Origin of the sequence: Rhodococcus sp. NBC_00294, assembly GCF_036163995.1 — a bacterium.
Lineage (GTDB): Bacteria > Actinomycetota > Actinomycetes > Mycobacteriales > Mycobacteriaceae > Rhodococcoides.
In genome coordinates this window covers 1567542-1580131 of record NZ_CP108043.1, presented here as the reverse complement: position 1 = coordinate 1580131, position 12590 = coordinate 1567542, and the positions used below count along the sequence as shown (strand labels likewise).

At 67.2% G+C, this 12590-nt stretch carries 6 protein-coding genes; 2 read left to right on the top strand and 4 right to left on the bottom strand.

Annotated features, from left to right (window positions below; all coding sequences use genetic code 11):
* Positions 1-97: 97 nt before the first annotated feature.
* Positions 98-1681 carry a GMC oxidoreductase gene (locus OHB23_RS07585; RefSeq protein ID WP_328811605.1) on the top strand — a complete coding sequence of 528 codons (1584 nt, stop codon included), beginning with the start codon at positions 98-100 and terminating at the stop codon, positions 1679-1681.
* Here the strand turns inward: OHB23_RS07585 and OHB23_RS07580 are convergent.
* A complete protein-coding gene (locus tag OHB23_RS07580; RefSeq protein ID WP_328811211.1) occupies positions 1678-3315 on the bottom strand; it encodes an alkaline phosphatase D family protein in 1638 nt (545 codons plus the stop codon). The two genes, OHB23_RS07585 and OHB23_RS07580, sit on opposite strands and share 4 nt — an antisense overlap.
* Positions 3316-3414: 99 nt before the next feature.
* On the opposite strand from OHB23_RS07580, the gene OHB23_RS07575 reads away from it, so the two are divergent.
* Entirely contained in the window at positions 3415-3741 is a 327-nt protein-coding gene (locus OHB23_RS07575) for a hypothetical protein (RefSeq protein ID WP_027504577.1), read from the top strand.
* Between the two features lie 16 nt (positions 3742-3757).
* Here the strand turns inward: OHB23_RS07575 and OHB23_RS07570 are convergent, their stop codons facing one another.
* The 3 genes from OHB23_RS07570 to rpoB form a co-directional block, all read right to left on the bottom strand.
* The gene (locus tag OHB23_RS07570) at positions 3758-4147 is read right to left on the bottom strand and encodes a VOC family protein (protein ID WP_307108261.1); all 390 of its coding nucleotides are present in this window, start codon (positions 4145-4147) and stop codon (positions 3758-3760) included.
* A gap of 649 nt (positions 4148-4796) precedes the next feature.
* Positions 4797-8753 carry a DNA-directed RNA polymerase subunit beta' gene (locus tag OHB23_RS07565; protein ID WP_027504575.1) on the bottom strand — a complete coding sequence of 1319 codons (3957 nt, stop codon included), beginning with the start codon at positions 8751-8753 and terminating at the stop codon, positions 4797-4799.
* A 97-nt stretch (positions 8754-8850) separates the two neighbouring features.
* Complete coding sequence (gene rpoB / locus OHB23_RS07560) at positions 8851-12357, bottom strand: DNA-directed RNA polymerase subunit beta (RefSeq protein WP_027504574.1); 3507 nt, start codon at positions 12355-12357, stop codon at positions 8851-8853.
* Between the last annotated feature and the right edge of the window lie 233 nt (positions 12358-12590).

Here is a 12590-nt window from a genome sequence, read left to right as displayed (position 1 = left end):
TGCACCATTCACGGGAGACTGACCATTCGACTGTTCTCGATCGATGGTGGGTGTGCACGTGAAGCGCAGGCAACTGCTGCAACTGGCCGCAGCAGGAATGGTGGGCCTCGCGGTCCCGCCCGCGATCACCCGGTCGACGGCGTCCGCACTCCCGCTCGGCGTCCCCTCGATCCGGAACCTCTTGCCCGAACTGTTCGCCGACCCTCCGCGTCCACCGGACCACTCACCCGCCCTCGTCATCGGATCGGGCTTCGGAGCCAGCGCCGCGGCGTTGCGGCTCGCGCAGGCCGGTACGTCGGTCACCGTGCTCGAACGAGGACTCCGCTGGCCGCGCGATCCGTTCCGCGACATCTTCACCGCCGACATGACGGCCGACGGGCGCGGCCTGTGGCATCAGCGCTCGTTCACCAACCTCACCGGCATGCCTGTCGGGCCCGTCGACTGGTTCAACGGCGTCCTCGACACCACGCGATACGAGAACCTGTCGGTGTGGCGTGCAGCCGCGGTGGGCGGCGGCTCGGTCGTCTACACGGGCGTCAGCATCGCCCCGGACAAGCGCTTCTTCGATCTCTCGTTCGGTGGCCGCGTGGACTACGACGAGATGGCGTCGCAGTGGTACCCCAAGGCTCGCTCGGTGCTCCGGCCGTCGACCATGCCCGACGACATCTACGCCTCCCCCGGGTTCGCCCACTCGAGGACGTGGGACGACCACGCCCGCCGCGCCGGTTTCGACCCGCAGCGCGTCGACGGAGGCTGGAACTGGAACGTGCTGCGTGACGAGATGTCGGGTCGGTCCCGGCCGTCCGCCACCGTCGGTTGCAGCACGTTCGGCAACTCCAACGGCGCGAAGCACGACCTGACGCAGAACTACATCCCGCAGGCCGAGGCCACGGGCAACGCCGTGGTGTGTCACAGCCACGAGGTCGTCGCCATCGGCACCGAGAGCGGTGGCCGCTACCGCGTGGAGGTGCGGCGCCTCGATCCCGAGGGCAACGTACTCGAGACGCGCACGCTGACCTGCGACTCGCTGATCCTCGGCGCAGGATCCATCGGCACCACCGAACTGCTGGTCCGCGCACAGGCCACCGGCGCGCTTCCGGAGCTCAACGAGTTCGTCGGACGCGGATGGGGCACCAACGGCGACGCCTTCATGACCCGCTCGCTCGGCCCCATCGGCGGCGGACCGCAGGGGGCGCCGTGCGCCTCGCGCATCGTCGACGACACGGTCCTGCCTCTCAGCGTCGAGAACTGGTACGTCCCGGGCGTTCCCACCGAGATGGGGTTCCTCGGATCGCTCGGTATGACCATCGACCCGCTGCGGGCCGATTTCCGCTACGACCGTGCGACGGACGGGATGAGCTTGACCTGGCCCAAGGGCGGCAGCCGCGACACCGTCGAGGCACTGCGCGCGGTGCAGAACCGGATGGCACAGGCCGGCCGCACCGTCGTCTCCGCCGAGCCGTTCACTCGCGACGTCGACGACACCTTCACCGCGCACCCCCTCGGCGGTGCGGTCCTGGGCGACGTCACCGATGCGCACGGACGAGTGAAGGGGCACCCCGGCCTGTACGTCATGGACGGAGCTCTCGTTCCCGGCAGCACGGGCGCCGCCAACCCGTCTCTCACCATCACCGCGCTCGCCGAGCGCAACATCGCAGCCGTCATCGCCGCCGGAGGCTAGGCCAGGCCGATCTCCGGCCGACCCTCCGGCACCGTCACGGTCGCTGCCGTGCGGACCGGCGCGCCGGGAATCGAGATCGCGTCCAGGACCCGGACCTCGGAGCGCCACTCCGTCGGCGTCAGCGTCGCACGCAGGTAACCGCGTCGGACATTGCCGAATTTGACGTGCGGTGACGCGGCCGCGATGTCCGCACCGGCCGTGTCGACGTCCGCACCGTCCTTGCCCGACGCGATGGATGTCGACGCGATCTCGACTCCGACCACCGGGGCGGAGTCGTCCTGATAGTCGCGGCGCAGTTCCGACACGATGGTGCGGTGGATGTCGCCCACGATGGACGCGAGGGTGATTCCCCGGTCGCGGGCGCCGTCGAGGATGCGGTGCCGTGACGCCTCGTACCCACTCCACGGGTCCATCCCGACCTTCCGCTCGCCGTCGCTGATGCGGGCCAGGTCGGAGATCACCGTCTGGTGTGCGAGGAACTTCCACGTGGCACCGGACCCGAAACCGTCGAGGATCCACTTCTCCTGTGCCGCTCCGGTGATGGTGCGACTCGGGTCCGCGGTCTCCGCGTTCTGCGCGTGTTCGCCGTCCCCGTTGGCCTGATCGCTGCGGTACTGCCGGGTGTCGAGCACCGAGAAGTCCACCAGGTCACCGAAACTGAAGCGGCGGTACGCCGTCAGATCCGGTCCCGTCGGTCGCTGGGCCATCCGCACGGGAGTGTTCTCCCACCACGCCTTGAACGCATCGGCGCGGCGCAGGAGGAACAACCGCGGATCACCCGCAGGATCGCCGGGAGCGGCGGTGCCGGCATCCTGGCTGATCGCCCCGGCCCAGTTGTTGTCCACCTCGTGATCGTCGAAGGTGGTGATCCACGGCGCCGCTGCGTGCGCCGACGCCAGGTCGGGATCCGACTTGTACAGCGCGTACCGATCGCGATAGTCGTTCAGTGCCAGCGTCTCTCGTCCCGCGGACTCGGGCCGTGGCTGCGACGCGCGGGCGCCTGTACCTTCGATCGCGTACTCGTAGATGTAGTCGCCGAGGAAGAACACGACGTCCGGGTCACTCGCCGCGAGATCGGCATAGGCGCCGTAGAACCCGTCCTCCCACTTCTGGCACGACGCCCATGCGAACGACAGTGACGCGAGGGGTGATCCCGGTGCGGGCGCCGTCCTCGTTCGCCCGACGGTGCTCACGTGCGGACCGACCATGAAGCGGTAGAAGTACCCCCGCGCCGGAGCCAGACCCCGTACGTCCACGTGCACCGACCAGCCGTCCGCATCGGATGCCAGTTCGATGCCCTGGCTCACCGCCCGCCCGAACCGTTCGTCCTCGGCGATCTCCCACCGCACCGGCACCACACCCGGCCGCATACCGCCGACCGGAGCGAGTGGGTCGACCGCGAGACGAGTCCACAGCACCACCGAGTCCGGAAGCGGATCGCCCGACGCGACGCCGAGGCGGAACGGATAGTCGGCCGGGGTGCCGCGTTGCGGCTGCGCGTGCGCCGTCGCGCTCGACAGTTCCGGTGTCATCGCGAGCGCACCGACCAGTGCGGTCCACGTGAGGAACGAACGACGCGTGGTGCCGGCACACAGAGAACGATCGGCACCGATGACGAGATCACGACGACTCATGGACCGAACGGTGCCCCTCGAAAGGAAACTCCGTGTGGATCGGAGACGACGCGCGCGAGGACTCGCGCTGAAGCCACCCGAATCGGGTACGCAGTCGACATGGACGACAAGCGAGAGATGGGCAGACGCGACGTCGAGAAGCGGTGGCGCGATCCGCGCGCGATCCGGCACGCGGCCACGTACGACGGGGCAGTGATCGGCATCGCTGCCGTCGCGGTGGCCGTGTTCCTCGCAGCGGGCGCGTCCAGCGTCGCGATCGCTGCGCTCGTACCCGGTGTCTGTCTGCTCGGTGGGATCGGCGCACTGTGGATCGGCTACCGCTCCTACCGCCACGGCGGGACGTGGCCCGTCTGGCAGGGCGCCGCCTGGCTGCTGTTCGCGCTGATGCTGGTGAGCTTGTCCCTCCCGACCCTCGCTCTGCGCTGAGCCGGGAGGGAACGGATCACGCCTGCACGACGGTGATGACGTTGCCGTCGGGATCCTTCAGCATGAACATCGGCGGCACGTTCGGATCGTCGTCCTCACCGAGCGGTTCCATCTCGAACCCGTCGAAGGCACTCAGGCGAGCGTGCTCCGCGCGGACGTCCGACGTCTCCACCCCGATGGACGAGCCGCCCGGCGTGTCGTACATCGGCGGGTTCAGCGCGAGGCGCGCCGTGGACCCCGGCGGCGCCACCTCGAGCCAGCGGTACTCCTCGTTCGGCCCGAAGCGGGTGTCACCGCGCACCTCGAACCCGAGCACGCGGGTGTAGAAGTCGAGGGCCTTGTCCTGATCGGCAACGGTGAACATGGCCACGCCGATGTTCGTGATGGTGCTGGGAGTCTCGGTCATACAGGTGCCGACTCCGCGGTGGCCCGGAACTCATCGCGGTGCGGTGCGCCCGGCCCGGCGCCGCGCGCAGCGCCCGGTGCTGCGCGCACCCCATAACCTGCGCAGAACCCCGCGCGGTGCGCCCGGCACGACGCGCACCAGAGATCCGGGGCGCCGGACCGTCGGCAGCCCGCCGGACCTTCCGCGCGCAGCGCCCGGTGCTGCGCGCACCCCACAGCCTGCGCAGAACCCCGCGCGGTGCGCCCGGCAGGACGCGCACCAGAGATCCGGGGCGCCGGACCGTCGGCAGCCCGCCGGACCTTCCGCGCGCAGCGCCCGGTGCTGCGCGCACCCCGTAGCCTGCGCAGAACCCCGCGCGGTGCGCCCGGCACGACGCGCACCAGAGATCCGGGGCGCCGGACCGTCGGCAGCCCGCCGGACCTTCCGCGCGCAGCGCCCGGTGCTGCGCGCACCCCGTAGCCTGCGCAGAACCCCGCGCGGTGCGCCCGGCAGCCCCAACCGGCCGGCGCGGTGCGCCCGGCAGCCCCAACCGGCCGGCACGGTGCGCCCGGCACGATCAGCACCCGGCACCCGGCACCCCCGAACACAGAACAGCCCCGCACCCCACCGAAGTGGAGTGCGGGGCTGGACTTGTCTGACGCGCTACCGGCTAGCGGTAGTCGCCGGAGAAACCGTAGTCGTCGAGCGGCACTGCAGCACCGGTGTTCTGGCCGAAGCCGTCCGCGCTGTAGTACTGATCGTCGTACGACGGCACCGCGTAGGCCGCGGCACGTGCTTCCTCGGTGGGCTGAACCGTGATGTTCCGATACCGGTTGATGCCGGTGCCGGCGGGGATCAGCTTTCCGATGATCACGTTCTCCTTGAGACCGATGAGCTTGTCCGAGCGGCAGTTGATCGCCGCGTCGGTCAGCACTCGGGTGGTCTCCTGGAACGACGCCGCGGACAGCCACGAGTCGGTCGCCAGCGATGCCTTGGTGATACCCATCAGCACCGGACGTCCGGCGGCGGGCTCGCCACCCTCGGACACGACGCGACGGTTGCTCGACTCGAACTCACTGCGCTCGGTCAGCGATCCGGGCAGAAACTCCGTGGAGCCCGAATCGATGATGGTCACGCGGCGGAGCATCTGACGAACGATCGTCTCGATGTGCTTGTCGTGGATGGACACACCCTGGCTGCGGTACACCTCCTGGACCTCGTTGACGAGGTGGATCTGCACCTGACGCGGGCCCATGACTCGCAGGACCTCGTGCGGATCGGCAGCACCTTCCATGAGCTGCTGACCGACCTCGACGTGGTCACCGTCCGACAACAGACGCTCCGTGCCGTCGTCGTGCTTGAAGACACGCAGACGCTGACGCTTGGAGAGCTTGTCGTAGACGACCTCTTCGCCGCCGTCGTCCGGGACGATGGTGATCTTGTAGAAACGGTCACCGTCCTCGAGCTGGATGCGACCCGAGACGTCCGCGATGGGCGCCTTGCCCTTGGGCACACGAGCCTCGAAGAGCTCCTGCACTCGGGGCAGACCACCGGTGATGTCGTCGCCGGCCACACCACCCTGGTGGAAGGTACGCATCGTGAGCTGCGTGCCGGGCTCACCGATCGACTGTGCCGCGACGATACCGACGGCCTCGCCGATGTCGACGAGCTTGCCGGTGGCCATGGAACGGCCGTAGCAGGTGGCGCAGACGCCGGTTCCGGTGGTGCAGGTGAGCACCGAACGGACCTTGACCGACGTGATGCCCGCTGCGAGCAGCGCGTCGATGGCCGGGTCGCCCAGGTCGTGTCCACGCTCGACGATGACGTTGCCGTCGGCGTCGACCGCGTCGGCGGCCAGGGTGCGGGCGTACGTCGAGGTCTCGACGTGCGCGTCGCGGATCATCGAGCCGTCGGCCAGCTTCTCCGCGATCACCGTGGTGATGCCGCGCTCGGTGCCACAGTCGGTCTCCCGAACGATGACGTCCTGCGAGACGTCGACCAGACGACGCGTCAGGTAGCCCGAGTCGGCGGTACGAAGCGCCGTGTCGGCCAGACCCTTACGAGCACCGTGCGTGTTGATGAAGTACTCCAGGACCGTCAGGCCCTCCTTGAAGGAGGACTTGATCGGGCGCGGGATGAACTCACCCTTCGGGTTGGTCACCAGACCCTTCATGCCGGCGAGCGACCGCACCTGCGTCATGTTTCCGGCTGCGCCGGACTTCACGATCATCGGGATCGGGTTCTCGTCGGGGAAGTGGGCCTCCATGGCCTTACCGACCTGCTCGGTGGCTTCCTGCCAGATCTTGACCAGGGCCGAGTTGCGCTCGGTCCGGTCGAGAGCGCCACGCTGGTACTGCTTCTCCAGGCGGTCGGCCTGAGCCTCGAACTCCTCGAGGATCTGCGGCTTCTCCGGCGGCACGAGGACGTCGGAGATGGAGATCGTGACACCCGAACGCGTGGCCCAGTAGAAGCCGGCGTCCTTGAGCTTGTCGACGGTCTGCGCGACCACGATCATCGGGTACCGCTCGGCGAGATCGTTGATGATCGTCGCCTGGCGCTTCTTCGGCATCTGCTCGTTGACGAACGGGTAGTTCGTCGGGAGCAGCTCGTTGAAGAGCACGCGGCCCAGCGTCGTCTCGGCGGTCCAGGCATCGCCCGGGGTCCAGCCGTCGGGGAACAGCTCCGCCTCGATCTCGCGCGACGGACGCTGCTGCGTCAGACGCACCTTGATCTGCGACTGCACGGTCAGGACGCCGCGATCGACGGCCATCTGTGCCTCGGCCGGGCTGGCGTAGATGCCCAGCTCCGCCGAGTCGGACGTCGAGGCCTGGAACTCGCCCAGAGCCTTGTCGTCGAGACGCGTCAGGTGGAACAGACCCGTCACCATGTCCAGACGCGGCATGGCGAGCGGTCGGCCCGATGCCGGCGACAGGATGTTGTTCGACGACAGCATCAGGATGCGCGCCTCGGCCTGCGCCTCGGCGGACAGCGGCAGGTGGACTGCCATCTGGTCACCGTCGAAGTCGGCGTTGAACGCCTCGCACACGAGGGGGTGCAGCTGGATGGCCTTGCCCTCGACCAGCTGCGGCTCGAATGCCTGGATGCCCAGACGGTGCAGCGTCGGTGCGCGGTTCAGCAGCACGGGGTGCTCGGCGATGACCTCTTCGAGGACGTCCCACACCTGTGCGCGCTGACGCTCGACCATGCGCTTGGCCGACTTGATGTTCTGCGCGTGGTTGAGATCCACCAGACGCTTCATCACGAACGGCTTGAACAGCTCGAGTGCCATGAGCTTCGGCAGACCGCACTGGTGCAGCTTGAGCTGCGGTCCGACGACGATGACCGAACGGCCCGAGTAGTCGACGCGCTTGCCGAGCAGGTTCTGACGGAAACGACCCTGCTTGCCCTTGAGCAGATCGGACAGCGACTTGAGCGGGCGGTTGCCCGGTCCGGTGACCGGACGACCACGACGACCGTTGTCGAACAGGGCGTCGACCGACTCCTGCAGCATCCGCTTCTCGTTGTTGACGATGATCTCGGGAGCACCGAGATCGATCAGTCGCTTGAGGCGGTTGTTGCGGTTGATGACGCGGCGGTACAGATCGTTGAGGTCGGACGTCGCGAAACGTCCACCGTCGAGCTGCACCATCGGACGCAGCTCCGGCGGGATCACCGGCACGGCGTCGAGCACCATGCCCATGGGCGAGTTGCCCGTGGACTGGAACGCGGCGACGACCTTGAGACGCTTCAGCGCACGGAGCTTCTTCTGGCCTTTGCCACTGCGGATGGTCTCGCGCAGGCTCTCGGCCTCGGCCTCGATGTCGAAGGTCTCCATGAGCTTCTGGATGGACTCCGCGCCCATCGCACCCGTGAAGTACTCGCCGTAGCGGTCGATCAGCTCGCGGTAGATGAGCTCGTCGACGATGAGCTGCTTCTTGGCCAGCTTGGTGAAGGTGGTCCAGATCTCCTCGAGACGATCCAGCTCACGCTGCGCGCGGTCACGGAGCTGACGCATCTCGCGCTCGCCACCGTCCTTGACCTTGCGACGGACGTCGGACTTGGCGCCCTCCGCCTCGAGCTCGGCGATGTCTGCCTCGAGCTTCTGCGCACGGGCCTCGAGGTCGGCGTCACGCTGATCGGCGACGGCCTTCTTCTCGACCTCCATCTCGGCCTCGAGAGTGGAGAGCTCGTTGTGGCGCAGCTCGTCGTCGACCGACGTGATGACGTAGGCGGCGAAGTAGATGATCTTCTCGAGATCCTTCGGCGCCAGGTCCAGCAGGTAGCCGAGGCGCGACGGAACACCCTTGAAGTACCAGATGTGGGTGACCGGTGCGGCCAGCTCGATGTGGCCCATGCGCTCACGGCGCACCTTGGCGCGAGTCACCTCGACGCCGCAGCGCTCACAGATGATGCCCTTGAAGCGCACGCGCTTGTACTTGCCGCAGTAGCACTCCCAGTCGCGAGTAGGTCCGAAGATCTTCTCGCAGAACAGGCCGTCCTTCTCGGGCTTGAGCGTGCGGTAGTTGATGGTCTCCGGCTTCTTGACCTCGCCGTAGGACCAATTGCGGATGTCGTCCGCGGTCGCGAGACCGATGCGGAGTTCATCGAAGAAGTTGACGTCCAGCACGTCGTACTTCCTTTCCCCTTCTCAGGGATAGTTTTCTGCTGCTACGAGTGATCGCGAGTCGGCCGGCGCGAGTCGCCTCGCGCCGGCCTGTCACCGATTACTGCGCGAGATCGTCGACGGTCGCGGACTCGTTGCGGGAGAGATTGATTCCCAGGTTGGCCGCGGCACGCTCGAGATCCTCGTCGTCGCCGTCCGCCATCGTGATGGCCGCGCCGTCCGAGGACAGCACCTCCACGTTGAGGCACAGCGACTGGAGCTCCTTGAGGAGCACCTTGAAGGACTCGGGGATACCGGGCTCCGGGATGTTCTCGCCCTTGACGATGGCCTCGTAGACCTTCACGCGGCCGACCACGTCGTCGGACTTGATGGTGAGGAGCTCCTGCAGCGTGTACGCAGCGCCGTAGGCCTGCATGGCCCAGCACTCCATCTCGCCGAAGCGCTGTCCACCGAACTGCGCCTTACCGCCGAGGGGCTGCTGCGTGATCATCGAGTACGGACCGGTCGAACGAGCGTGGATCTTGTCGTCGACGAGGTGGTGCAGCTTGATGATGTACATGTAGCCCACGGAGACCGGGTACGGGAACGGCTCGCCGGAACGGCCGTCGAACAGGGTGGCCTTTCCGTCCGCGCCGACCATGCGCTCGCCGTCGCGGTTCGGGATCGTGCTCGCCAGCAGGCCGGTGAGCTCGTCCTCCTTCGCACCGTCGAACACCGGGGTGGCGATGTTGGTGTCCGCCTCGGCGGCCAGCATCTCCTCGGGCAGCGTCGCGGCCCAGTCGGGTCGGACTCCGTCCGCGGCCACCTGAATGTTCCATCCGGTCTTGCCGATCCAGCCGAGGTGAGTCTCGAGGATCTGACCGATGTTCATACGACGCGGCACGCCGTGCGTGTTCAGGATGATGTCGACCGGGGTGCCGTCGGACAGGAACGGCATGTCCTCCTGGGGGAGGATCTTGCCGATGACGCCCTTGTTGCCGTGGCGGCCGGCGAGCTTGTCGCCGTCCTGGATCTTGCGCTTCTGGGCCACGTAGACGCGGACCAGCTCGTTCACGCCGGGAGGCAGATCGTCGTCGTCCTCGCGCGAGAACACGCGAATGCCGATGACCTTTCCGTTCTCGCCGTGCGGAACCTTCAGAGACGTGTCGCGGACCTCGCGGGCCTTCTCGCCGAAGATGGCGCGCAGCAGGCGCTCCTCCGGGGTCAGCTCGGTCTCGCCCTTCGGCGTGACCTTTCCGACCAGGACGTCGCCGTCACGAACCTCGGCACCGATACGGATGATGCCGCGCTCGTCGAGATCGGCGAGGACCTCGTCCGAGACGTTCGGGATGTCACGGGTGATCTCCTCGGCACCGAGCTTGGTGTCGCGGGCATCGATCTCGTGCTCCTCGATGTGGATCGAGGTCAGGACGTCCTCTTCCACGAGGCGCTGCGACAGGATGATCGCGTCCTCGTAGTTGTGGCCCTCCCACGGCATGATCGCGACGAGCAGGTTCTTGCCCAGCGCCATCTCACCGTTCTCGGTGCAGGGACCGTCGGCCAGGACCTGGCCGGCCTCGACCCGTGCGCCCTCGTCCACGATCGGACGCTGGTTGGCACAGGTGCCCTGGTTCGAGCGCGCGAACTTGCGCATCCGGTAGGTGTTGCGAGTGCCGTCGTCCGCCATCACGGTGACGTAGTCGGCGGACACCTCCTCGATGACACCGGACTTCTCGTTGACGATGACGTCGCCGGCATCGACAGCGGCACGCAGCTCCATGCCGGTTCCGACGAGCGGAGCCTCGCTGCGCACCAGCGGCACGGCCTGACGCTGCATGTTCGCGCCCATCAGTGCGCGGTTGGCGTCGTCGTGCTCGAGGAACGGGATCATCGCCGTGGCGACCGAGACCATCTGCCGAGGCGAGACGTCCATGTAGTCGACGTCCATCGACGAGACGAATTCGACCTCTCCACCCTTACGACGGACGAGGATCTTCTCGTCGACGAAGCGACCCGAGGTGTCGATGGACGAGTTGGCCTGCGCCACGACGTGGCGGTCCTCCTCGTCGGCGGTCAGGTAGTCGACGTCGTCGGTGACCTGTCCCTCGACGACCTTGCGGTACGGCGTCTCGATGAAACCGAACGGGTTCACACGGGCGTACACCGAGAGCGATCCGATCAGGCCGATGTTCGGGCCTTCCGGGGTCTCGATGGGGCACATGCGGCCGTAGTGCGACGGGTGGACGTCGCGGACCTCGAGGCCGGCGCGCTCACGCGACAGACCGCCGGGGCCCAGCGCCGACAGGCGACGCTTGTGCGTCAGACCCGACAGCGGGTTGTTCTGGTCCATGAACTGCGACAGCTGCGAGGTTCCGAAGAACTCCTTGATGGCAGCGACCACGGGACGGATGTTGATCAGGGTCTGCGGCGTGATGGCCTCGACGTCCTGGGTGGTCATCCGCTCGCGGACCACACGCTCCATGCGGGACAGGCCCACGCGGATCTGGTTCTGGATCAGCTCGCCGACCGTGCGGAGACGACGGTTGCCGAAGTGGTCGATGTCGTCGACCTCCACGGGAACCTCGACGCCGTCGGGTGCCGTCATCGACTTCTCGCCCGCGTGCAGACGCACGAGGTACTCGATGGTGGCGACGATGTCCTCTTCGGTCAGCGTCGACGCCTCGATGGGCAGACCCGAGTTCAGGCCCAGCTTCTTGTTGATCTTGTAGCGACCCACGCGTGCGAGGTCGTAGCGCTTCTCCTTGAAGAACAGGTTCTCCAGCAGGGTCTGCGCGCTCTCCTTCGTGGGCGGCTCGCCCGGGCGGAGCTTGCGGTAGATGTCGAGCAGCGCCTCGTCGGTGCCGGCCGTGTTGTCCTTCTCCAGCGTGGCCATGAGGATCTCCGAGAAGCCGAAGCGCTCGGTGATCTGCTCGGTGGTCCAGCCGAGTGCCTTGAGGAGCACGGTGACGGGCTGACGACGCTTGCGGTCGATGCGGACACCGACGGTGTCGCGCTTGTCGACGTCGAACTCGAGCCAGGCGCCGCGGCCGGGGATGACCTTGACGCTGTGCAGATCCTTCTCGGTGGTCTTGTCGACGGCGTGGTCGAAGTAGACACCCGGGGAACGCACGAGCTGCGAGACGACGACGCGCTCGGTGCCGTTGATGATGAACGTGCCCTTGTCGGTCATCATCGGGAAGTCACCCATGAAGACCGTCTGGCTCTTGATCTCACCGGTGTTGTTGTTGATGAACTCCGCGGTGACGAACAACGGCGCCGCGTAGGTCATGTCCTTGTCCTTGCACTCGTCGATCGAGGCCTTGACCTCGTCGAAGCGCGGATCGGAGAAGGAGAGGGACATCGAGCCGGAGAAGTCCTCGATCGGAGAGAGCTCCGTCAGGATGTCCTCGAGACCGCCGCTGCGAGAGCTGTCGCCACGTGCTTCCGCACGTGCGCGCCACTCCGGCGTGCCGACGAGCCACTCGAACGAATCGGTCTGAAGATCGAGCAACCCCGGTACTTCGAGGGGTTCGCGAATCTTCGCGAACGACACCCTCTTCGGGGCTCCGGGAGTTCCGGCGTTTTCCTTGGACTGGGTGGAGACTGCCAAGATGCGTCCTTCCAGCACCTCACGCGGGCCGCTTCGTGCACTGCGCGACCGTCGCTAATCTGCTTCTTTGTGTGGGAACTTCGCTGGTCACTACCCGTACGAAGTCCTCGCTCAGCAGAGATCGACACACGTGTCGATTCAGGCAAAGTCTGGAAGTGGACAGGAGGCACCCAGCGCAACGTCCAAAAGTACCCCAATGCGGCGGATATGGCAACCGCGTCCGCGCGGGGAGCGCGCTCGGCCCGGAGACT